Here is a 24,696-nt window from a genome sequence, read left to right as displayed (position 1 = left end):
TCCTGATACATGAGGATATTTAAGAATGGAGAAAGAATGATGAAAAATAATATTGTCAAAATAATAATGTGGATCCTCTTTTGGTTTTATCTAATTCCATATTATTTACTAAAAAAATTTGTTTTTGAGAAAAACAAACATCAAGTTTTTTGGGCAAATTGTGTAACAATCGCTTTATTAGTTTTACTAAGTCTAGCGCTCAGCCCAAGCAGTACAACCACTACTTCAATTAATGAGAACGCCTCAGCAAAAAGCAGCAGAGTAGTTCATAAAACGGTCATTAAAAAAGTTGGAACTAAAGAACTTAATAAAGAAAAAGCTAGAGCTAAGGTTCTCAAACAAGAACAAAAGAATAAACAAGCTGAATATGACAAGTTAAAGCAGCAACTTGATGACTACCAAGAAAAAGAAGAACAACAAAAACAAGAAGCTGAACAAGCAAGAAAAAAGGCTGAAGCGGCAGCTAAAAAAGAGGCCAAAGCCCGTCAAAAAGAAGCTGAAGAACAACAAAAAGCTGCTCAACGTCAGGAAGCAAATACTAGTAGTTCTTCTAATTCTTCTGATTCTTCTAATCAAGGTGATCTTTATACTGGTAACCAAGGAACAATTGTCGGAAACAGTAATTCAAAAATTTACCACGTACCTGGTCAAGCAGGCTACCATATGAATTCAGCTAATGCCGTTTACTTTAACAGTGAACAAGACGCAATTAATGCTGGTTATAGAAAGGCAAAAAGATAATGAAACATAAAAAAATTACCGAATTTTTAACAGTTACTCTTTTGCTTTCTCTCGGACTTAGTCAAACATATACTGTTCAAGCTAGTTCATCTAAGGATACTAAAGTCGCTAAAAAATATAAGTATGACTATACTGATCAAAAGAAAGCAAAAAATTTAAACAAGCAGAACAAAAAAATTGAGAAGAAAATTAGCTCTTTGGATAAAAAGATAGCTGATCTTCAAAAGCAATTAAAAAACTACACTAATCCAAATGCAGTTGAATCTTTAAGTAAACAAAAATTAGCTAGTCTTGATTATACGGGGAAAACTGTTGTTAACGTGAACAATAATAATCCAGATTTTTCAAAGCAAGATTTAGATACGAATCACGACGCCTGGCAAAAATATGGCGATCTTGATTCACAAAATCGCGTAACTGCAGCAAATGCACTTTTAAATAGTTCCTTAATGCCGAAAACAAAAAGAGAACCACTCCATGTCAATCCAACAGGATGGCATAATAAAAAAATAAATAATCATTGGCTCTATAATCGTTCTCACTTAATTGGCTATCAACTTACGGGCCAGAATAATAATTGGAAAAATTTGATGACTGGGACTAGACACTTAAATGACCCGGATATGTTAATGTATGAAAATGAAGTGGCTACTTATCTAAAAGCCTCCCCATCAAATTATGTTCGTTATCGTGTTACGCCCATTTTTAGAAATAATGAGTTATTAGCTCGTGGTGTCGAAATGGAAGGTCAGTCAATTAATTCAAATGACGTTCATTTCCATGTTTATATATTTAATGTTCAAGATGGCGTAAACTTAAATTACTCAAATGGAACCAATAAAGCTTCTTAAGTTTTAATAAAATAACTATATTAAAGTTATTTTTTTGATATACTTCTATTCGCTTCTCTTAATTTCCTAAGTTCAAACCTATACTTTTCTTTCATAATACTTATTCAATTAGTATTTATGCTTAATGGTTTAGGTGTATGAATATACTAAATGAAGAAAGATAATATTATAAATTCTTCATTTAATTACAGTTTAACTTTATTCTAAAAAGCGCAGGCAGAAAACTGTGTGAAAGGAATTGTGATTGAAGTGATAGACAACTTAGGAGCTGCGATCAAAAAAAGGCGCAGGAGTTTGAGAATGACTCAAGAAGACCTTGCGGAATTCAGTAGTCTATCAGTGAATTTCATCTCTAAGATTGAAAGAACAGGTAATCAAAATATCAGTATTCAAAAATTAGATGCGATTGCAAAGGCACTACAAACATCCGTAATTACTTTAATTGATGAATCATCCAAAACTCCTGAACCACAGGCATTTGCAAGTAAGTTAAGCAATGACCGTGTTTTTCTTGACAAGCTTACAAATGACATGAAAAAACTTCCTGTTGAACAGGAAGAAGCTTTAGCTAAAAGTTTTATTACTATAATTAATACTTTTGCTAAAGAAGATAAATAAAAACTTTGCCAGATATCTTCTATCTGGCAAAGTTTTTTTATTTTATAGTCTAATTTTGATAATTAATTGTTTGCTTTTCAATCAACTTGTAATCTGTTAACTCATCACCATTTAAGTTTTCTTTATTTAATTCAATGGCGTTAATTTGATTATTTTCATAATTGGTATAATAAAACGTGCCTGTCTCCAAGTTAGTTCCATCAGAGTAAATTGTGTACTCATAAGAATTTGGTCCGACTTCATCTGTTCCCTTTGGCTGTTCAACCGAATGTAAAATATGGAAATAATTTGTTACACTACTTAATTCATTATTTCCTTGAGGGGAATGTGCCCGAACAAAAGCTATTTTCACAAAACGACTGGCCGAATCCATTCCTCCTGGCAAAAAATGAGTCCCTAACCCGCGACTATATAAATTAAGGTCAACACCTGGAACAAGAGTATTTTTAGGCTGTGCAGGTGCTATATTACTATAATTAGCTAAGTTACGTAACTGGCCTAGAAATTCAGGATTATTGGTTAAAACATGAACTGGATTATCATAAACGTGTAATCCACTTAAAGTCGATTCTACAACGATCGACTCACCAGTCTTATCAGCCATTAACCAGTGAAGTGGAGAAAGTGGTAGTTTTTCTGAAAAGTTTATATTTACTAAGCTAACATCTTTCAATGCATCTTTTACTTCAGCAACCGTAGTACATTGACTTAGCAAATAAGGAATTAATTCAAATGGTGTAACATTATTTTTCTCCGCATTTTCTGGAAAATAATGACACGGACCATCAAAATTAAGGCCAGCAATTCCTAGCCCTTCTTCATTTGCTGCATCAAAATATAGTGGATAATTATTTTCTACAATCGCCATCCCAACCATGGCATATTTTGCCTTTTTACTTGGTAATTTACGATATTGAAACTCATAATTCCTTGGTGTAATTACAGGATGTTCACCAAAAGAAATTTCCAAGTCTAGATTTCGGCCAAAATAATGATGATTATTTGAACTATAAACAATTGAGGTACACATATAAACTCCTCCTTATATCTTTTACAGTCCCTATATTACTCTTTTTTTCAAAAATAAAAAGGAAACTTCTCCTATGAAGTTTCCTTATTTTATTATTAGTATATTTTTCGAACGTGATCTTGAATAGTTGGGTTATCTAAAAATTCATCATAGCTAGTATCTGCACGACTAACAATTCCTTTAGGGCCGACCTCAATAATATGATCTGCGATAGTTTGAATAAATTCATGATCGTGAGATGTAAATAAGATTGAACCTTGGTAGTCCTTCAAAGCATCGTTAAGAGAAGTAATTGATTCTAAATCCAAATGGTTAGTAGGATCATCCATTACCAAAACATTAGCTGGTTCAAGCATCATTCTTGAAAGCTGGCAGCGAACCTTTTCTCCCCCAGAAAGCACCTTAATCTTCTTGTCGATCTCTTCACCAGAAAAGAGCATTCGACCTAAAAAGCCACGTAAAAAAGTATTATCATCTTGTTCCTTAGTAGCATATTGGCGAAGCCAATCTAAAATCGTTAATTCATCATTGTTAAAGTTCGCATTCAAATCACGTGACATATAGTTATAGGCAGTAGTTTGACCCCAAGTTACGGTACCACTTTCTGGCTTAATTTTACCAGCAATAATATCCATCAAAGCAGTGGTTGCCAAAGTATTACGTGATAAAAATGCAACTTTATCACCAGGACGCACTATAAATGAAACATGGTCTAAAATCTTTTCACCATCAACACTATAAGATACATCTTCTACTTTTAGTAAATCGTTCCCTAGGTCACGGTGCATTTCAAATTTTACATAAGGATATTTACGAGAAGATGGTCTAATATCATCAAGGGTAATTTTTTCTAATTGTTTCTTTCTCGAAGTGGCTTGTTTTGATTTAGACGCATTTGCTGAGAAACGAGCAATAAATTCTTGAAGTTCTTTTATTTTTTCTTCTTTTTTAGCATTTTGGTTAGCTGCTAATTCACTTGCAAGCTTACTTGATTCATACCAGAAATCGTAATTACCCATGTATAATTGAATTTTGCCATAATCAACATCACACATTTGTGTACATACTTGATTTAAGAAGTGACGGTCGTGGGAAACTACAATAACAATATTTGGATAATCGGCTAAAAAGTCTTCAAGCCAGTTTACAGTATGAACATCTAAACCGTTAGTGGGCTCATCAAGTAAAAGAATATCAGGATTACCAAATAAGGCTTGTGCTAATAATACTTTAACTTTTTCCGCTTCTGGTAATTCACTCATCTTACTTTGATGCAACTCTTCTGGTATACCTAAAGACTGCAAAAGCTTAGATGCGTCTGCTTCGGCGTTCCAACCGTCAAGTTCAGCAAATTTAGATTCTAATTCTGCAGCCTTAACTCCATCTTCATCGCTAAAATCAGCCTTAGAATAAAGCTCATCCTTATCTTTCATTACTTGATAAAGTTCTTTATGCCCCTGAATTACTGTATCTAAAACAGTAAATTCTTCGAAAGCAAAGTGATCTTGATTCAAGCTCGACATTCTTTCATTAGCATCAATAGAAATATTACCAGTAGTAGGTTCAATCTTACCTTCTAACAGTTTCAAAAAAGTTGACTTACCGGCACCATTAGCACCGATTACTCCATAACAATTACCGGGAGTGAATTTCAAGTTAACATCTTCGTATAAGGTACGACCAGATAAATTTAAACTTAAATCTGAGACAGTAATCAAATTATTTTCCTCTCTTACATCTAATTTTTTAGTTATAACACATTATAGAAAGTCTTTTTATGAAAATTTAATGCAAACTGGTAATGAATGTAGCTAATCCAAATAAAATCCCCGGAAAGTTAGCTACAAACAACGGCCAATCCTTTTTCTCTCTTAAGAGAGCATACAGAACCCAAATAAGGCAGTTAATGGCTGCGACTAATGGCTGAATAGGATTGCCGTAATTTCCTTGCAAATTATTCATAATTTGTGGAATATAAGAAACATACATTAGAACAGATAAAACTGAGCCAATTCGTCCAATCGTTAATACAGTCTTATTATCAAAAGATCTAATTTTCTTTTTCAACTAATCTTCCTTTCTATACTATGTTATCTAGTTTACTTACTTTTTATAGTTATCTCAAGCACAAAAAAAGAGATTGATCAAAAATCAATCTCTTTTTTTAATATCAACTTATATTAATCTAAGTCAACGTTGTCTGGGAAGAATGCTAAACGTTCACCCTTACCAAGTTCTTCTTCGATTTCAAGTAAACGGTTGTACTTTTCAACACGTTCTGAACGAGCTGGAGCACCAGTCTTCAATTGACCACCGTTAACAGCAACTGCGAAGTCAGCGATGAAAGTATCACCAGTTTCACCTGAACGGTGAGAAATCATAGTGTTGTAACCATTCTTACGTGAAAGACGAATAGTTTCAAGAGTTTCAGTAACAGTACCGATTTGGTTCAACTTGATTAATGAAGCGTTACCAGCACCTTCGTGAATAGCCTTGTTCAAAAGCTTAGGGTTAGTACAAATGAAGTCGTCAAGAACGATTTGGATACGGTCCTTGTGGCTTTGAGTAAACTTAACCATACCTTCAACATCGTTTTCATCGTATGGGTCTTCCATAGAAATTAATTCTGGGAATTCGTCAAGTAACTTGTCGTAGTAGTCTGCCAATTCTTCGTCAGTAAGAACTTTACCTTCAAGGTGGTACTTGCCGTCTTCTTTGTTGTAGAAGTATGAAGCAGCACAGTCACATGCAATAGCAATATCTTCACCTGGCTTGTAACCAGCCTTGATGATTGATTCATGTAATGCCTTCAAAGCTTCTTCTGAGTTCTTCATGTTAGGAGCGAAACCACCTTCGTCACCTAAGCCAGTTTCGTAACCCATATCTTCAAGAACTTTCTTCAAAGTGTGGTATACGTTAACAATCTTTTCAAAACCATCACGGAATGAAGTCTTAGCAACTGGGGTAATCATGAATTCTTGAATATCGATACCGTTGTCTGCGTGTTCACCACCGTTAATAACGTTGTGGAAAGTTTGAGGCATTTCAAGGTCAGTACCACCAAGGTAACGGTATAATGGTTGGTGGTTATCCTTAGCAGCTGCAGCAGCAGTAGCCATAGATACACCTAAGATAGCGTTAGCACCAAGACGGCCCTTGTTTGGAGTACCATCTAAAGCAATCATAGTTGCGTCGATGTTTGGTTGATCATGTGGATCTAATCCCTTTAAAGCGTCGTTGATTTCAGTGTTAACGTTGTTAACAGCGTTCATAACACCTTTACCACCAAGACGTGAACCACCATCACGTAATTCAACAGCTTCGTTTTCACCAGTTGAAGCACCAGATGGAACTTCAGCCTTACCTACAACACCGTTTGAAAGAGTAACGAAAACTTCAACAGTTGGGTTACCACGTGAATCAAAGATTTCAAGTGCATGTACATTCTCAATAACTGATTTGAGCATTAAAAAAATCCTCCTTAAATTTGTGGCGAAAAATACAAACTAACCGAATTGGCATCTAGTCAGTGTTTTTCGTCGCTTTTAGGCATAGCCCTTTTGACTACAGATTTATTTTAAAGCAACTTTGTGAGTATGTAAACTAAAGAAAGCAATTATTTTTTTATAAAAAAAGATCGACCATTAAAAGGCCAATCCTAAAAGTTGCTGTGCAATTGTAAAACAAAATAGGGCTAAAGTTGTTGCTCCTAAAACATCAGATGGATAGTGTGCACGCATATTTAAACGTGACACTACTACCAGTCCCCATACGATTATCAAAGTAATTAAGAGCCAGATTCCCATAATATGACCAAAGATTTGCCATAACATTAATGACATAATAGTTGCGCTTAATACATGTCCACTAGGAAAGCTATAGCCATCTCGATAGGTTCTCATTGACAAGGGTCTTTTTCTTTTAACTGAATGCTTCAAAAAGATTCCAACTGCATCAGTTACTGCTAAAGTACCTAAAGACCAAAGAGCAAGCCAAGGGTGATGAAACAAAACTAAAAGTCCTGCTAATAAAAAGTCCCAAACAACAATTACCTTAGGCTCATTTAAGACTGTAATAACTTTCCAAATTTTACCGTCTCTATTTTTAACAAGTTTATGGTGCAATAAATGATCATAAAAATTAAATAGACGAGAATTTCTAATGTTAAATATTAATCCTAAAAGAATCAATGCCGAAATCAGCAATTGAATTAAACAATGCAATTTCACTTTTACTTAACCTCAATTAATTGTGCTAATAAATATTGTAACAGCAAAAAAATAAAGCACATACGTTTTTAAATTTTATTTAACTATTTCAATAAAAAATAAGAATAAGATTTCATCCCGAGCAAATATTTAGCGATCAAAGTGTATAAAAAAGCCCGTAAGATTACTACTTACGGACCAAATTTAAAGGAGAGTACAGGATTTGAACCTGCGCGCCGGTATAAGCCGGTTCGCCGGATTTCGAGTCCGGTGCATTACCACTCTGCCAACTCTCCAATTACAACGTTTTTATTATAGCAATTAAAAAATAAATGGTAAATACAAAATAACTAATTCTAAAATTAATCTTTAAAAAGTCATCATTCTTTCATAGTTTTTCTGTATCTTAAAGCTATACTAATTGATAATGAAAGGACTCGTATTATGGCAAAGATCATTATTTACAAGCCCCGCAAAATCAAGTTGATGCGCCAGGCTGTTGAGCGTTATCTAAACTATAAAATTGTTAAACATAATTAGATTTTTTAGCCAACCAAAAGTGGTTGGCTTTTTTAATTTAAAACATTTCAATAATCTTTTCCATTAGTGGCGTCACCTCTCTATCTTTACGCCATACTAAATTTAAGTGGGTAATCCAGTTAGTATGCTTTACTGGGATAATCTTACTTTTTGCATAAGTAAAGGCAATCGATTCCGGAACTAAAGCTATCCCTAAACCTTTATCCGCCCAGTGAATTGCTGTTCTTGCATCATCACAAGTTACTGAATAGAACGGCCTTATTCCCTGATGCCGAAAACTACGATTGAATACTTCTTGAAATCTTCGGTATAAAATTATCGGCCTATCTTTTAATTCATCAAGATGTTTAATTTCTCCTCTTTCAAAAAATTCTTCTCTTGTCACTGCTACCATTGGTTCCTGGTGAAAGTCTTTAAAATTTAGTCCTTCAAGATTAAAAGGTGTCCGCACTATTCCTAAATCTACTATTCCGTCTTGTAGTTGTTCAACAATGCCAAAAGTATTTGCTTCATGTATTTCAAAGGATACATTAGGATAGTATTTTACTAATTTTTTAAATTGCTCGTTTGGGACAACTCCACCACAAGAAGAAATGACTCCGATTCTAATTTTTCCTAATTCACCCTCTTTAATTTGATGGATTTGGCTTTTAGCAGATATACTCAGAGCAACAATTTTTTCAGCATATTTTTGAAATACTTTTCCCTCTTCTGTTAGTTCTATCCCATGAGCAGTTCTAACAAAAAGCTGCACCCCTACTTCTTTTTCTAATTGTTTTAACTGATAACTTAAAGGTGGCTGAGCAATATATAACTTTTTAGCAGCTGACGTAATCTGCCGCTCTTCAGCAACCACTAAAAAATATTTTAATTGTTTAATATTCATTATTAATACCTTTTAACTTATTATCTATATTTTTAATATCTCCTATCTTAATTTGATATTTTCTTAATAACAAGAACTGCGCTAAAATATTTTAAGAAAATAGAGAATTAACGGAGGATTTTTATGGAAAATAAAGAACTGCAAGGGTTAACCGATGGCCAGGCAGAAGAGCGTCTTAAAAAAGATGGTCTAAATGAAGTTCCCGAACCTGAATTTAATTTCTTTAAAGAATTTATGTCCAAGTTATGGAACTTATCGGCCTGGATTTTAGAAGGAGCCTTACTATTAGAATGTATTTTAGGTAAATGGATCCAGTCCTTATTTGTTTTATTAATGCTTTTATTTGCAGCGTTTAATGGAGCTACACAAAAGAAAAAGTCTCGTAGAGTTTTAAATACAATTTCTCATGAGCTAACTCCAACAGTCTCTGTAAAAAGAAGTGGTAAATGGAAACAAATAAATTCAAAATTCCTTGCTGTTGGAGACTTAATCAGCTTAAAACGCGGAGATGTTTTAGCAGCTGACGTAAAAATTGCTCAAGGGCAGATTACAGTTGATGAAAGCTCCATTACTGGTGAATCAAAAGCAATTAAAAAATCTGTCGGTGATACCGCCTATGCCGGAACTACCGTAGTGGATGGAGATGCCCTAGCAGTAGTAACGGCAACAGGAAGCAATTCCCGTTCGGGAAAAACTATTAATTTAATCAACAATTCTGCTGCTCCTGGTCATTTACAACAGCTATTAACCAAAATTATCTATTACCTCTGTCTCTTAGACGGTGTATTAACTTTAATTTTAGTAATCGCAGCATTGATTCGAGGACAAAATGTCATTGAAATGCTCCCATTCTTAGCCATGATGTTTATCGCCTCTATTCCGGTTGCTATGCCATCTACATTTGCTTTATCTAATTCTTTTGAGGCAACTCGTTTAAGTAAAGAGGGAGTATTAACATCTGACTTAACTGGTATTCAAGATGCGGCAAACTTAAACTTATTGCTACTTGATAAAACTGGCACAATTACTGAAAACAAGACAGCTGTCTCTCAATGGGACAATCTCAGCAACCTTCCCAATAACGAAGTTCTTGCCTTAGTTGGAGCAGCTACTGATAAACGTAGTCCTAGTATCATTGATTCTGCCATTGATGAATACCTAAAAGAAAAAGATATTAGTCCTGATACTCCGGAAAAATTTGTCCCCTTCACATCTGATACCGGATATTCAATGGCTATTGTTGGTAACTACAATATTAAGTTAGGTTCTTTTAAGCAACTTTCTTTAATAGATAAAAATGCTGATAAAGAAGCTAAAAATATTGATTTTACTGCTGGTCGTTCAGTTGCAGTTCTAATTAATGACAAACTAGCTGGAATATTCATTTTACGTGATAAAGTCAGGTCAGATTCAAAGAAAGCTCTAGAAGAACTTAAAAAACGCGGAATCAAACCAATTATGTTGACTGGAGATAACCGCAGAACTGCAGAAGCTGTTGCTAAAGAGGTTGGCTTAAAAGGAAAAGTTATCTCAATTCACGATTTCAATGATAAAACTGACGTTAATGATTTGGCCGGAATTGCTGATGTTTTACCGGAAGACAAGCTTAAGATGGTTAAACTATTCCAAAAAGATGGCTATATTGTGGGGATGACTGGTGACGGAGTTAATGATGCTCCCGCATTAAAGCAAGCTGAAGTTGGAATTGCCGTTTCAAATGCTGCTGATGTTGCTAAACGAAGTGGTAAGATGGTTCTCCTAGAAGATGGTTTAACTCCAATTGTTAAAATTCTGGACGCTGGTCATCGAGTTTACCAAAGAATGACAACCTGGTCATTAACCAAATTATCTCGGACAGCAGAACTAACAATGCTTTTAACATTTGGTTACCTATGCTTTAACTATATTCCAATGGCATTAAATGCAATGGTTATTTATACCATTATGAATAATATGGTAACTATGATGATTGGAACCGATAATACGCATATTACCTATAAGCCTGAAAGTTGGAATATGCTTAAATTAGCTAAGATTGCTTTCTCTCTTGCTGCAGGATGGACTGTAATTGGTTTTGGCTTTGTTTGGTACCTTGTATCTCACCACTATGCTCAAGGAACTGTTTCTACAATGGTTTATGTTTATTTAGTTTTAAGTGCAATGTTGATTGTATTAATTACTAGAACTAGAAAATTTTTCTGGCAGTCAGCTCCATCAAAATCAGTTGCTATAGTTCAAATTATTGATGTCTTGCTAACTTTTGCTTTAGCATTATTGGGTTTAGCTATGACTCAAATTAGCTTTGCAAATCTTGGCTTAACCATAATTGTAGCTTTAATTGCAGCAATTATAATTGATTTATTCTATCAACCAATTATGAAAAACAAGTAATAACCCATACTAAATCCATAGAAAAATAGGTTACTTTGATATTTTTATCAGAGTAACCTATTTTTAATAAACTTTAGTTTTTATATGTTTCCTTAATAAACAGCACACAAACTGCTGCTAAAATACCCGAAATTCCTGCAGTCAGCATCATCGCCGGCATTGAATATTTCATTAGTGGAAATAGTATAAAGCTTAATAATGAAGCAATTATTTGAGGTAAGCAAATGGAACAATTAAATAAACCTAGATACGTCCCCATGTGTTTACCGGATAAGGCATTAGAAACCATAGTTAGTGGATAAGTGTTCATAGCTGCCCAAGAAATTCCAATTAAAATAAATGATACAATCAAAATATTTTGAGAATGGATAAAGAAGATGGAACCATATCCTATTGCTCCTAATAATAAACTAATACCATATCCAACCTTATGATGATCATTTGGCACCTTTGCCAAAACATATGACCATATCACTGCGGCAATTGATTGAACAGCTGTTAAAACCCCAAACCAGTTTCCGGCTAATTGATAACCAGCCGAAGATGGATCTGTTACTTTCCAAACATTTTCTGCAATTGCACCTGTAGCATAAGTTGATAAATATTGGAATGAAAACCAACAAAATAATTGTACTAATGAAACTTGCCAGAAAACTTTAGGTGCCTTTTTTAACAGTTCAAACCAGTTTCCGCCTTCTTTGTTATCTTCTTCTTTAATACCATGATAACGAGCATAAGTTTTTGGATCATATTCATGAACTTTTGTTACGGTTAACAAACTTGTAATGACAAGTATTGTAGCTCCTACATAAAATGAAATTACAACTGATTGAGGTACTACACCCTTTTTAGCAGTATTAGCAACTCCTAGAACTGTTAATAGAAATGGGAAAAATGCTGCAATTACTGCACCTGAATTTGAAAGCATACTTTGTATACCATATGCATATGATTTTTGCTCATCATTAACCATATCACCAATCATCATTTTAAATGGTTGCATAGCCATATTTGCTGCTACATCTAAAATTGCAATTGCAATAGCTCCAAATACTAATGCTTCAATAGAGCCATATCCTAAGCCTAAACTCCCAATGTTTGGCAAAAATAACATCATAATCACTGCAAAGATCATCCCAATTAATAAGTAAGGTAATCTTCTTCCACCAAGTTTTGGAGCCCAAGTTCGGTCAGAGAATGATCCAATAGCTGGCTGTACCACTAACCCAGCCAAAGGCGGTAAAATAAAGAACCACCCTAGCTTAGTTGGATCAGCTCCTAAGGTTTGAAAAATTCGACTCATTTGTGATGTTTCAAGAGTAAAAGCAATTTGAATACCTAAGTACCCAAAATTAATCATCCAGATCACACTTTTTGCAAGTTCTGGTAAGCCAGATACTTTGTTATTTTCATCCATAATTTTCTCCCTCACTTTTCAGCTAAACGCTTTCAATAATTTTATATTAAGCAAGAGTGAAAATGCTTTCAATACAGGATTAATTGTTACCGGTAACTAAATACATAAAAATGCTGATACCATTACAAAAAAGTAATAAATATCAGCATTTCTAAATAATTTATAACTGAAGTTCCTTATATTCTCTTATACTCTAAAAAGTCGTAATCAAATTTATTATTTCCATTTGGATGATGACTTTCGGAATTTACTAATTCAAAGTCTTCGTACTTTAGTTCCGGCATCCATGTATCACACTTAAATATATGGTGAATTTTTGTCTTTTCAAGAACATCTACTTCATCCTTAAATTCTTTAAAAACTTCAGCACCCCCAATAATATCAATTGTTTCTTCAGTGTGATCTTCGATCCAATTTTTCAACTGTTTAATTTGTGAAAAAACTTTAACTCGTGAATTATCTTGATATTTACGTTGTAAAATTGGATTAGTAGAAAGGATGATATGTTTTCTTTTAGGAAGTAATCCTGGAAAACTATCAAATGTTTTTCGTCCCATAACGATAATATGATTACTAGTCAGCTCTTTAAAATGTTTTAAATCAGCGGGCAAATGCCAGGGCAAAGCACCTTGGTAACCAATACGTCCATCCTCATCTTCTGCCCAAATAAATCTAATCATTGTTCTTTCCTCAACATTTAAACGGCTACCGGCGCCTTAATAGTGCCATGATGCCGGTAATTAATTAACTTGATATCTTTCATTTCAAAATCCTGTACTAATTTTTTATCCGGATTTAGCCAAAGCATGGGAGCATCATATGCAGATCGATTCAATAATTCTTTAACTTGGTTAAAGTGATTCTTATAAATATGAGCATCCCCTAAAGTATGAATAAATTCACCTGGCTTTAGACCCGTTTCACGTGCGATCAAATTTACTAGTAAAGCATAACTTGCAATATTAAACGGTACACCCAAAAACATATCTCCGGATCTTTGATACAGCTGTAGACTTAAACGACCATCATTAACATAAAACTGAAACAAAACATGACATGGAGGTAAGGCGGACGTTGGTACATCCTCTGGATTCCATGCACTCACAATTAAGCGTCGAGAGTATGGTGTTTTCTTAATTTGATCAATTACATTTTGAATTTGATCAATAAAACCACCCTCACGTTTCTGCCAATGTCTCCACTGGGCACCATAAACATCTCCTAAATTTCCATACTTTTCTGCAAAAGTTTGATCTGCTAGGACTTTTTGATCAAATTTTTCCATTTCTTCTTGATAGATCTTTTTAAATTCTGGGTCTTCTTGACTTCTAAGACCAAAATTAGTCATATCTGGGCCCTGATACTCATTACTCTTTACCCAGTTTTTAAAGGCCCATTCATCCCAAATGTGATTATTATGTTCTAGCAAAAAACGGATATTAGTGTCTCCCCGTAAAAACCATAATAATTCGCTCTTAATAAGTCCAAAAGGTATTTTTTTAGTAGTTAAAATCGGAAAACCATCATTTAAATCAAATCTCATTTGGGCTCCAAACAGGCTTCTAGTACCTGTTCCAGTTCTATCTTCCTTGTCATGCCCTTCATTCATTATTTTACTTAGTAAATCTAAATATGGTTGCTCTAAAGTTGCCATTTTATTTCTTCTTTCTATTCCGCGTCTTCATCTTAAAATACCATATATTTTGTATATTGGTAAATACAAACACTACATTTTGTATATTCATCGGTATGGTAGAATTATATATTATAAACTTTTGGGGGAATTCTAATGATTTTAACTTGGGATATAATTAGAAGAATAATTGAAATCCTTTGGTTAATTAATGTCGGTTTAGCAATTTGGACTGTTTTTCGTAGTCATCGTGACATTGCTTCTACTTGGGCGTGGCTTTTGATTTTATGTATCTTACCGTATGTTGGATTTGTTTTATATTTATTTACTGGCCGACAATTATCACACGATGATATCTTCTCAATTGAAACTGAACAGAAAAAAATTCGTGATCATTTTCTTAATGAACAAAATAGGCTATTACGAATCCATGACTTGCTACCAAGTAAATCTCAGAATCCACGTGCAAGACGGCTAGTAGAACTAAATTTAAACAATGATGATGCCCTTTTAACTTTTAATAACGAAGTTGAGACTTTTATCGACGGACAAGTTTTGTTTCCAAATCTTATAAAAAATATTGAGGAAGCTAAAAGAAGTATTAATGTAGAATTTTATACATTTTATGATGACCAATTAGGAAATCAGGTCTTACAAGCTTTAGAAAAAGCAGCCAGTCGGGGCGTTAAAATTAGAGTTTTATATGATGCAAGCGGATCTCGTGGTACACGACCATCTTTTTTTAAAAAACTTCGTCATTTAGGAGGAGAAGCGCAACCTTTCATTTCAACAGCTGGAAACCGTCTTTTTACTACTCCTCGTGCTAATTACCATTTACACCGTAAATTAGTAATCATTGATAATAAAATTGGCTATATTGGAGGGTTCAATATTGGCGATCAATATATTAATCGAAGTAAGAAATTTGGACACTGGCGTGATACCCATTTACGCGTAGTAGGGCAAGCAGCCTTATTAATGGAAATTCGCTTCGCAATGGATTGGAATACAAGCTGCCGTAAATCTCATCTTCCAAAATATAATATTGATAGCTTAATTGAAACATTTGAATTAAAAGTAGTTCAATCTAAAGACTTGGTACCAATGCAAATTGTTTCATCTGGACCAGATAATAGTCATTTTGGTATTCGGCGAGCTTATGAAGAAATAATTGCTCAAGCACAAAATTACGTCTACATTCAAACTCCCTACTTAATTCCAGGTGATTCAATCCTAGAGGCTTTAATTATTGCAGCAAAAAGTGGCGTTGATGTACGAATTATGATTCCTTCTATGCCTGATCATCCCTTTGTCTACCGAGCAACTGAATACTACGCAAAGTACCTAGTTAATCAAGGAGTTAAAGTTTATAAATACGATAATGGATTTATTCATGCGAAAACTATGGTTAGCGGTTCTAATATTGCTTCAGTCGGATCGGCAAATCAAGATTTTCGTAGTTATCAATTAAACTTTGAAGTAAATGCTTTTACATATAGCGCAGCTCTCACCAAGGAATTAAAAGAAATTTTTGAAGAAGATTTAAAAGAGTCAACTTTACTCACAAAAGAGTACTTTGACAAACAATCTCATTGGCGTAAATTTAAACAATACTTTTCAAGATTATTATCACCAATTTTATAAAAAAAGAGACATCCTCAATTTTTAGTTGAGTATGTCTTTTTTTCTTATTTATTCTTCTTCATCAACTACAGTAACAGTTTTTCTTTCTTGATATGAATAATATATCCAAGCGATAACACCAAATGCCACTGGTCCAATAGCGGTCCAGAATGAAGTTGCATAATCACCAGTAAATAATGGCTCAATACAAGTAAAGACGATCCCGACTGCTACTACAAGCCAAACAACAATTGTTACAGTCCACACACGTTTTTTACCCTCAATAAAGATAAATGGGCGATCAATATCTTTTTTCATCTTAAAGAATGGATATGCACCAATCAGAAATAAGTATGGGGCAGATGAAGAAACATTCATCATATCCATTAAAATAGTATAGAATTGTCCGGCTGCGTTACCACCAAAGGAAATAAATAAAATAATAACACTAACAATAACAGCCTGAAGCCACATTGAACGCTCTGGCATTCCGTGTCGATTTAATTTAACTAAGGATTTTGGCAGGAGTTTTGGATCACATCCTTCAATAAAGGACTTAACAGGTGAATAAACCATTAAAAATGCTGCTGAAATTCCTGCTAAAACGTCAGCTAATCCAGCAAAACGGGAAAAAGCAGATCCTAAAGCTAATGATGCTGAATGAGAAAGTCCAAATGCTTTACCTGTTTCAACTCCCAAATTGTTAATTAAAACATATTCAACATTAGCCAAATCAACATTTTTACCACTTAATTGACTGCTCCAGTTAGCAGCTACACCACACATCAAAATATTTAAAACATATAATGCCGTCATCCAAATCATTGCAGTAATTAAAGCCTTAGGAAACGTTTTTTCAGGTTTATCTACTGAATCAATCACACCAGCTGATGTTTCTAGACCACCGTAAGCAAACAAAGCATAAACAATGAAAGATACAACGGCAATTGGAGATTGGAAAGCCGGATTAGGTGAATGAACTAGTGATTGGGCCGTTAAAGGTTCTGCTAACTTTCCATGATTCAAAAAGAATACTAAGATTGATACCAAAGTAAAACCAATTGTAATGGCTAAAGTAAAAAAGCCTCCAACGTTACTTACAGCTGCAATCTTATCAACACCCTTAGCAGCAAAGAATGTTACGACTACTAAAAATACTACTTCTAAAATTCCTAAAAGTTGTGTTGATGTCAAATTTAAAAAGTGCCAGCTTTGAGTAGTATCATGGCCTGAAATGGCTGTTGATACCGATACTAAGAAAAATTGTGTCGATGATACAAGCCAAACCACCCAAGCAGCTAACCAAATAAAAGTACCGATAAAAGCAGTTTTTTCACTAACTGAGCCTTTAAGCCAAGAAAAAATTCCGCCCTTAACTCCTTTAAAAGCTGCACCATATTCGGCAAAAATTAAAGCTGATGGTAAAAAGAATAAAATTGCGGTTATGATATACCACACAATACTTGCATAACCCATTTGGTAATAGGCTGTTAAAGAATTACTAAAGCCAAAAATAGCTGAAAAGATCATCAGAACTAGACTCTTTAGCCCAATTTTGACTGATTTGTCTTTTTTCATAAAAAACTAAAACACTCCCTCTTTCATACAAACATTAACTATTATGCGCTTTTTGTTAAATTAATACAAAAGAGATTAAAAATAAGCAAAAGAAAACGGAACTCAATCGAGTTCCGTTCAAGCATTAAGCATCACTGTACTTTACTAAAGAATATATGTCTAAATCTGGGAATTGTTCTCTTCCCTTAAGATCAGTTAATTCAATATAAAATGCTGCCCCTACTACTTCTCCGCCTAAGTTTTCGATTAATTCCTTAGTTGCGTGAAGAGTACCAGCAGTTGCCATCAAGTCATCACAGATTACAACTTTTTGACCTGGCTTAATTGCATCTTTATGCATTTCTAAGACATTAGAACCATATTCTAAATCATAAGAAGCACTTTCTACTTCGCGTGGCAACTTATGAGGCTTACGAGCTGGTACAAAACCAACTCCTAATTCTGTTGCAACAGGACAGCCAACAATAAATCCACGGGCTTCTGGTCCAACAATTACTTCTGCTCCACGACTTTTAGCATAATCAGCTAATTCATGGGTAGCAGCGCGATATAATTTCCCATCTTGCAAAATTGGGGTGATATCGCGAAAGACAATCCCCTTATTTGGAAAATCCTGTACACTTGCAATGTGTTCTTTAAAATCAATTGCCATTTAAAGAGAAACCTCCATTTTAGACTCTCATTGAAAAATTAGACCTAGCGGTCTTTGACTTGTATATTTTACCAAATTTTTGCTTTAAAATCAGGCTTAAACCGAACTTTTTAATAATTTATAACTAGTAATGATCACTTCAAATATTGTTTAACATAATTAATCAATTGATTTGATGGCATCGTTCTTAACTGATTAGTAAATTTTATCTGAGAGGATATACTATTAAAATATTTTGAAGCAGTTAGTTTTTTACTTTCGGGATTCTTATTCCCGATAATTTTTCCATCAGTAAATGAGACAAAATTCAATTCAAAAAATACACGTAAAATAAATAAAACAGCTTGATAATCTAAACCAAGATAAGAAGATACAGCCTGGTAATCATCAATACTTAAGTTTGGATGTGCATAGATATATTTTAAAGTTGCACCAAAAGCATCCCTACTTGGCAAAGTATTGATTGGTAATTGATCAAATAAAAAGCGTAAATAAAGCTGTTGATACTTTTTCTCCAAAGCAACATTTAACTCCATTTGATTGCGTGGCGTATCTAATAAAGCTACTACTTCAGAATCTCCATTGTAATCTTTTGCTAGACTAATCTTTCCTTCTGGGATCCCTAATCCATTCCTAGCCCACGGAATAATCTTTTTATCAAAAATCAAATACTTATCAGCAAATCCCATCACATAGTCTTCTTGCCGCATATCAATTACTTGATCAAAAACAGCTAATTTTGGAGCTCCATATTCAATCCCCGCTAGCATCCCTTGAACATTCGAAATATTTTTCCAACTATTAAGAGAAAGAGTAACGTAAAGTTCTTTAATAAAAGGAAGTAATGTTTGATTTAAAAATCCCTTGTTAAAACCAACAATTGTAAGCTTCCCCGCATTTTTTTCTGCTGTAAACTTTACATGATTTTTATCTTTTCCCATTTTAAATAGACTCTTAATATGGGGCTCACTAATACTAAAAATTGGTTCAGGATTACCTGTTCCAAATGGACCAACCAGATTAATCTCAGCTATCGTATCAGGCGTAACTTCTTTTAAATTTAATTCAAAGTCAAAATCTTTTACCTCAAGATCAATACTTGGTTTAAAGCTATCCTCAAAGCGTACTCGTAATTCTTCAAGCTTGTCGGCTTTTAAAGATAAACCACAGGCAAAATCATGACCACCAAATTTATCTAAAAGATCATCCTTCATTGGCTCTAGAGCATTAAACAAATTAAATCCTTCGCTTGATCGGCCAGATCCCTTTAATTCACCTGCTTCATCCTTAGTGAGGACAAGAGTAGGTTTATGCAACTTTTCGACCACTTTGTTTGCTACGAGTCCTAAGACACCTTCATGAAAATCAGAATTATAAATAACTAGAGTATTTCGATGCTGCCAGCCATTCTTTTCAACTTGAGCTAAACAATCGTCATAAACTTTACTTGTAAGTTCTTTTCTCTCATTATTTAATTCTTCAATCCTAGCGGCTATTTTTTCAGCTTGTTCTTCATCATCACTTAAAAGTAATTCCACGGCTAAACTAGCATCTGCCAAACGTCCAACAGCATTTAATCTAGGTGCAATATTAAAGCCAACATGTGTTGCCGTAATTTCTCCCATAGTTAGACCCGCTTGTTTAATCAAAGCGCGCAATCCTGGTCGTTCAGTTTGATTCAGAATATCTAAACCACGTTTTACAATAATATGGCCTTCACCAGTAACCTTTACCATATCGCCAATTGTTCCAATCATGGCCAAATCTAATAGCTCAGGCATTGTATCTTGCATTAATGCACGGCAAATTGTATACGCAACCCCTGCTCCACAATAATCATCAAATGGATATTTCTGGCCAGGATAATTACAGTGAACAGTACTGAAGGCTGCTGGTTTTTGATCTTGAAAAGTATGATGATCAGTTAAAATCACATCGACACCATGTTCTTGAGCGTACTTTATTTCTTCTACACCAGTTACACCATTGTCAACAGTAATAATTAACTTAGTTCCATCTTCTACTATCTCTTGATAGCGAGTCATGTTCGGTCCATAACCATCTTTAAATCTATCGGGAATAAAAAAATGAACATCGGCACCCAAAATTTCCAAAGTATCCATCATGATACTAGTTGCTGTGATTCCATCCGCATCATAATCACCATAGATGGTTATCTTTTCACCATTATCAATTGCTTGATTAATTCGATCAATTGTCTTTTCCATATCATGCATCAAAAAAGGATCAGCTAGATCATTTTCGTCTGCATTTAACCAAAAATCTAATTTTTCTGCAGTATTTATCCCTCTTAAAGCAAAAAGTTTAGCTTGAATATCAGTTAAACCATAATTCTTAATTAACTCTTGATCTAAATTAGTTGCTTGTCTTTGTTGCCATTTCATTATTTTCTAGTTCACCTAAATCATCTATAAACATCTAAGTTTCTATTATAGCAAAAGTTAAAAAGGATTTACTTCCTTTCATTAAGAAGCAAATCCCTTTATTTAAGCTTGAAAACTTGAAGATTTTTGTCCGTTGCTGGTTCTTCCGCAATTAATTTTCCTCTAATTGCCCAGCGATTAACCCCACCATCAGCACAAGTAATTAAAGTAACAATATTTTGCTTAGTATTATCCACTAGCCAAACTGCTGTTGGATCAACAATTTTTTTCATATATATTTGATAAATATAAATCTTATCTAGATTAGTCAAATATACTTTTTCGCCTATTTTAGTGTTTTCTAGTGGTGAAAATAATACTCCCTTAGCAGTCATATAGTGTCCAGCTAACGGATAGTTTCCCTTTCCCATCACTTGATCAGGTCTCATAGTTCCCCCACCAGTTGACATAGCATCATCGCTTAACCCTTTCATAATTGGTAAGTACATGTTTACGCTAGGAACCGCAATCGCACCAATTGCATCCGCTGTATTATTGACACGCGATTTTGTTACTTGACCAAAGTCGATTTCCTCTACCTTAGAAAAATCAAACATTCCTTTTTTCTTTTGATTCTTTTTAACAGTTTCTTTATTCAACTTTTTTAAGGCAGTCGTTTGATTTTGTCTAACCATCATATCTCGGATCTGACTATTAAAAATCATCCCTAATCCGATAATTAATAAAATAATTGCAGCAATTCTAATGATCCAAGTTTTCTTGGAATTATTTTTCTTTGTTTGTGCCATTTTTTCTATTCCTTAATTAATTGATACTGTTATAAATTCTAACACAAATTTAGAAAAAGAATATCAATTACCTTAGCGATAGATTTTTAACAAAAAAGACGTACCAAAACCTTGGTACGTCTATAAAGTTATGTTATTTATTTACCTTTAATATCGTCATCGTTCATTTTTAAAACAGCCATAAATGCATCTTGAGGCACTTCTACTCTACCAACTGCTTTCATTCTCTTTTTACCACGACGCTGTTTCTCAAGCAATTTTGCACGTCGATCAGGGTCACCGGTATGAATCTTCCAAGTAACATCTTTACGATATGGTTTAATGGTTGCACGAGAAATAATTTTAGCTCCAATGGCACCTTGAATATCAACTTCAAAGTTCTGACGCGGAATTAATTTCTTCAGCATTGTTGTCATTTGACGAGCACGATTTTGTGCTTCTTCACGGTGTGCAATAAAGCTGAGAGCATCGATAGGTTCTTTATTAAGAAGCATATCAATTTTAACTAAGTCCGTTGCACGATAACCAGTTATCTCATAATCAAGGGATGCATAGCCCTTAGTTGAAGATTTTAATTCATCAAAAAAATCATAAATAATTTCGGCTAATGGCATATTGTAAATAACATTTACTCGATACTTATCTAAGTAATCCATAGTTACAAATTCGCCGCGCTTTCGCTGACATAATTCCATTACTGGTCCCACAAAATCATTTGGCACCATAATTTCTGCTTTAACATAAGGCTCTTGAACTTCCTTATATTCACCAGCATCAGGCAAATCAGCTGGGTTATCAATCAGCTTAGTTGATCCGTCGTTCATAATAGCATGATAGTCTACACTTGGTGCGGTCATGATTAAATCCATACCAAACTCTTGCTCAAGTCTTTCTTGAACAACGTCCATATGAAGCAATCCTAAAAATCCACACCGGAAACCAAAGCCCAAAGCTTGAGATGTTTCAGGTTCAAATTCTAAAGCAGCATCATTCAATTGTAACTTTTGAAGCGCTTCTTTCAAATCATCATACTTTTGATTGTCAACTGGATACATACCAGAGTAAACCATTGGTGGAATTTGACGATAACCTGGAAGTGGCTTTTCAGTTGGAGTTTCAGCACTAGTAATGGTATCACCAACACGAGTTTCACGAACTGATTTGATGTTAGCAGTTAAATATCCTACGTCCCCAGCAATAAGCATATCTTTTTTAACTGGATGTGGACTTGAAACACCTACTTCTGTTACTTCAAATTCTTTTCCAGTATTCATAATACGAATTTTATCGCCTGGTTTAACCGTTCCCTCTTCAATTCGAACAGATAAAACAACACCGCGATAATCATCATATTTTGAATCAAAAATCAAAGCCTTTAATGGGGCATTGAGGTCACCGTCAGGTGCAGGTACTTTTTTCACAATTTCTTCTAGTAATTCAGGAATACCTTGACCTGTTTTTCCTGAAACTTCTACTGCATCTGAAGCATCAAGACCAATCATCTCTTCAATTTCATTTTTACACATTTCGGGATCAGCTGATGGTAAATCGATCTTATTAATAACTGGTAAAATTTCCAAGTCATCATCAATAGCTAAATAAGTATTAGCCAAAGTTTGTGCTTGTACACCTTGAGTGGCATCCACTACTAAGAGTGCCCCCTCACAGGCCGCTAATGATCTTGAAACTTCATATGAAAAGTCTACGTGGCCTGGAGTATCAATTAAGTGAAAGATATATGTTTTACCATCTTTAGCGTGGTATTTTACTTCTACAGAATTTAGCTTAATAGTTATACCACGTTGCCGTTCTAGTGGCATATCGTCAAGTAATTGATTTTTCATTTGACGTTCAGAAACAGTATCTGTTAATTCTAAAATACGATCTGCAATCGTTGATTTTCCATGATCAATATGGGCAACAATTGAAAAATTTCGAATATGTTTTTGATAATCTTGTAATTTTTTTATATCCATGTTCTCACCCTTTTCGCTTTATTAATTATATCAAAGGCCTACGACTAGATAAAATTCTTAATGCAACATTTTTATTGAAGTAATTATTTATTACAAAAATAAAACGCATACCTCAAGACTTATAGAGATATACGTTTTCACTTTTATTCTCCGTTTAACTTATCTTTTAAACGTTCGAAGAAATTCTTTTCTTGTGGGGAAATATTACCGCCACCAGCTTTAACGTAATCAACCAAAGCTTCCTTCTGCTTATCATTAATCTTCTTTGGAATAACTACTTTAACTGTTACTTCTTGGTCTCCATTGCCTGTACCATTTATCTTTGGTACACCTTGACCACGTAATTTAAAGTTAGTATTAGGTTGAGTTCCTGCCGGAATCGTTAAATCAACTGGACCATGAACTGTATTTACACGAATTTTATCTCCTAAAGCTGCTTGAGCAAATGAAATTGGAGCTTCAGTATAGATAGTTGTACCATTTCTTCTAAATTCTTTGCTTGGTTTAACTCTAAATACAATGTACAAGTCACCGTAAGGACCACCATTTTTTCCAGCTTCGCCTTGACCACTTAAACGAATCTGTTGTCCATTATCAATACCAGCTGGAACAGTAACTTGAAGAGTCTGCTTTTTGTCGACGGTGCCCTGACCATGGCAAGTTTGACATGGATGTTCAATAATTGTTCCGCGTCCTCCGCACTTGTCACAAGTAGTTTGTTGTTGAATAACACCGAGTGGTGTTTGACGAGTTACCGTCATTACCCCACTTCCATGACATTTATCACACGTAATTGGATGAGTACCTTTTTCAGCACCAGAGCCGTCACAAGTAGGACAAACTTCACTTCTAGTATAGGTAATATCGGTCTTTTTACCCTTGATTGCATCCATAAAGTCAATCGTCATTGTATAATCTAAATCTTGACCTTTTTGCGGTGCAGTTGGATCTACACGACTTCTGCCTCCGCCAAATGCTGAACCAAAGATATCACCGAAAATATCGCCAAAATCACCAAAGCCTTGAGATGAGTATCCACCTTGGCCGCCAAAACCGCCAAAGCCTTGACCACCAAAGCCACCTTGACCATTTACACCTGCTTGGCCAAATTGGTCATACTGAGCTCTTTTCTGTTTATCATGGAGAACCTCATATGCTTCATTTACTTCCTTGTATTTTTCTTCAGCACCAGGTTCATGGTTTAAGTCTGGGTGATATTTTTTTGCTAGTTTACGATATGCCTTACTAATCTCACTTTCACTAGCATTTTTATCAACACCCAGCACATCATAATAATCACGTTGTGCCATCTGAAAACTCCTTTATTCATAAAAGAAAAGAACTACAATCACGCAGTTC

Annotated in this window: 20 protein-coding genes and 1 tRNA gene; 5 read left to right on the top strand and 16 right to left on the bottom strand. The window is 34.4% G+C overall.

Annotated features, from left to right (window positions below):
• Positions 1–36: 36 nt before the first annotated feature.
• From H0I41_RS03915 to H0I41_RS03905, 3 genes are all read left to right on the top strand, one after another.
• Positions 37–741, top strand: a complete 705-nt coding sequence (locus tag H0I41_RS03915) for a sunset domain-containing protein (RefSeq protein ID WP_135014563.1) — start codon at positions 37–39, stop codon at positions 739–741.
• Entirely contained in the window at positions 741–1,592 is an 852-nt protein-coding gene (locus H0I41_RS03910) for a DNA/RNA non-specific endonuclease (RefSeq protein WP_135014564.1), read from the top strand. The genes H0I41_RS03915 and H0I41_RS03910 overlap by 1 nt, the downstream gene beginning before the upstream one ends.
• A 300-nt stretch (positions 1,593–1,892) precedes the next feature.
• Entirely contained in the window at positions 1,893–2,210 is a 318-nt protein-coding gene (locus H0I41_RS03905) for a helix-turn-helix domain-containing protein (protein ID WP_004897163.1), read from the top strand.
• Between the two features lie 49 nt (positions 2,211–2,259).
• Here the strand turns inward: H0I41_RS03905 and bsh are convergent, their stop codons facing one another.
• The 7 genes from bsh to H0I41_RS03870 all read right to left on the bottom strand — a co-directional run bounded on the left by bsh (position 2,260) and on the right by H0I41_RS03870 (position 8,874).
• Positions 2,260–3,240 (bottom strand): choloylglycine hydrolase, encoded by a 981-nt coding sequence (gene bsh, locus H0I41_RS03900; RefSeq protein WP_135014566.1) that lies wholly within the window; start codon positions 3,238–3,240, stop codon positions 2,260–2,262.
• A gap of 95 nt (positions 3,241–3,335) precedes the next feature.
• Complete coding sequence (locus H0I41_RS03895) at positions 3,336–4,958, bottom strand: ABC-F family ATP-binding cassette domain-containing protein (RefSeq protein ID WP_135014567.1); 1,623 nt, start codon at positions 4,956–4,958, stop codon at positions 3,336–3,338.
• Positions 4,959–5,025: 67 nt separating this feature from the next.
• The gene (locus H0I41_RS03890) at positions 5,026–5,307 is read right to left on the bottom strand and encodes a membrane protein (protein WP_011162173.1); all 282 of its coding nucleotides are present in this window, start codon (positions 5,305–5,307) and stop codon (positions 5,026–5,028) included.
• A gap of 113 nt (positions 5,308–5,420) precedes the next feature.
• Positions 5,421–6,707 (bottom strand): phosphopyruvate hydratase, encoded by a 1,287-nt coding sequence (gene eno, locus H0I41_RS03885; protein WP_004897160.1) that lies wholly within the window; start codon positions 6,705–6,707, stop codon positions 5,421–5,423.
• Between the two features lie 177 nt (positions 6,708–6,884).
• Entirely contained in the window at positions 6,885–7,469 is a 585-nt protein-coding gene (locus tag H0I41_RS03880; RefSeq protein WP_011162174.1) for a phosphatase PAP2 family protein, read from the bottom strand.
• 187 nt (positions 7,470–7,656) lie between these two features.
• Positions 7,657–7,744 (bottom strand) — tRNA-Ser (locus tag H0I41_RS03875).
• Positions 7,745–8,025: 281 nt separating this feature from the next.
• Positions 8,026–8,874: a LysR family transcriptional regulator gene (locus H0I41_RS03870; protein ID WP_135014167.1), complete on the bottom strand. Its 849-nt coding sequence runs from the start codon at positions 8,872–8,874 to the stop codon at positions 8,026–8,028.
• A 123-nt stretch (positions 8,875–8,997) separates the two neighbouring features.
• On the opposite strand from H0I41_RS03870, the gene H0I41_RS03865 reads away from it, so the two are divergent.
• Positions 8,998–11,265: an HAD-IC family P-type ATPase gene (locus tag H0I41_RS03865; protein WP_135014166.1), complete on the top strand. Its 2,268-nt coding sequence runs from the start codon at positions 8,998–9,000 to the stop codon at positions 11,263–11,265.
• 73 nt (positions 11,266–11,338) lie between these two features.
• On the opposite strand, the gene H0I41_RS03860 is transcribed toward H0I41_RS03865, so the two are convergent.
• From H0I41_RS03860 to H0I41_RS03850, 3 genes are all read right to left on the bottom strand, one after another.
• Positions 11,339–12,682, bottom strand: a complete 1,344-nt coding sequence (locus tag H0I41_RS03860) for an SLC45 family MFS transporter (protein ID WP_135014165.1) — start codon at positions 12,680–12,682, stop codon at positions 11,339–11,341.
• A 176-nt stretch (positions 12,683–12,858) separates the two neighbouring features.
• Positions 12,859–13,362 carry a dihydrofolate reductase gene (locus H0I41_RS03855; RefSeq protein WP_135014164.1) on the bottom strand — a complete coding sequence of 168 codons (504 nt, stop codon included), beginning with the start codon at positions 13,360–13,362 and terminating at the stop codon, positions 12,859–12,861.
• A 17-nt stretch (positions 13,363–13,379) separates the two neighbouring features.
• Positions 13,380–14,336 carry a thymidylate synthase gene (locus H0I41_RS03850; protein ID WP_135014163.1) on the bottom strand — a complete coding sequence of 319 codons (957 nt, stop codon included), beginning with the start codon at positions 14,334–14,336 and terminating at the stop codon, positions 13,380–13,382.
• Between the two features lie 135 nt (positions 14,337–14,471).
• Between H0I41_RS03850 and cls the strand changes: the two genes are divergently transcribed.
• On the top strand, positions 14,472–15,959 hold the full coding sequence (gene cls / locus H0I41_RS03845; RefSeq protein WP_004897154.1) for a cardiolipin synthase: 1,488 nt from the start codon (positions 14,472–14,474) through the stop codon (positions 15,957–15,959).
• A 48-nt stretch (positions 15,960–16,007) separates the two neighbouring features.
• Here cls and yjeM read toward each other — a convergent pair whose 3' ends face one another.
• The 6 genes from yjeM to dnaJ form a co-directional block, all read right to left on the bottom strand.
• A complete protein-coding gene (gene yjeM, locus H0I41_RS03840; RefSeq protein ID WP_135014162.1) occupies positions 16,008–17,516 on the bottom strand; it encodes a glutamate/gamma-aminobutyrate family transporter YjeM in 1,509 nt (502 codons plus the stop codon).
• A gap of 124 nt (positions 17,517–17,640) precedes the next feature.
• The gene (locus H0I41_RS03835; protein WP_004897152.1) at positions 17,641–18,168 is read right to left on the bottom strand and encodes an adenine phosphoribosyltransferase; all 528 of its coding nucleotides are present in this window, start codon (positions 18,166–18,168) and stop codon (positions 17,641–17,643) included.
• A gap of 134 nt (positions 18,169–18,302) precedes the next feature.
• A complete protein-coding gene (gene recJ / locus H0I41_RS03830; protein WP_135014161.1) occupies positions 18,303–20,573 on the bottom strand; it encodes a single-stranded-DNA-specific exonuclease RecJ in 2,271 nt (756 codons plus the stop codon).
• 98 nt (positions 20,574–20,671) lie between these two features.
• On the bottom strand, positions 20,672–21,361 hold the full coding sequence (locus H0I41_RS03825; protein WP_086875010.1) for a class A sortase: 690 nt from the start codon (positions 21,359–21,361) through the stop codon (positions 20,672–20,674).
• Positions 21,362–21,498: 137 nt separating this feature from the next.
• Positions 21,499–23,337, bottom strand: a complete 1,839-nt coding sequence (lepA, locus tag H0I41_RS03820) for a translation elongation factor 4 (RefSeq protein WP_135014160.1) — start codon at positions 23,335–23,337, stop codon at positions 21,499–21,501.
• A 143-nt stretch (positions 23,338–23,480) separates the two neighbouring features.
• On the bottom strand, positions 23,481–24,647 hold the full coding sequence (dnaJ, locus tag H0I41_RS03815) for a molecular chaperone DnaJ (RefSeq protein WP_011162230.1): 1,167 nt from the start codon (positions 24,645–24,647) through the stop codon (positions 23,481–23,483).
• Positions 24,648–24,696: the final 49 nt, after the last annotated feature.

Origin of the sequence: Lactobacillus johnsonii (genome assembly GCF_014058685.1) — a bacterium.
Classification (GTDB): Bacteria; Bacillota; Bacilli; order Lactobacillales; family Lactobacillaceae; genus Lactobacillus.
This window is presented reverse-complemented; position numbering and strand designations above follow the sequence as displayed.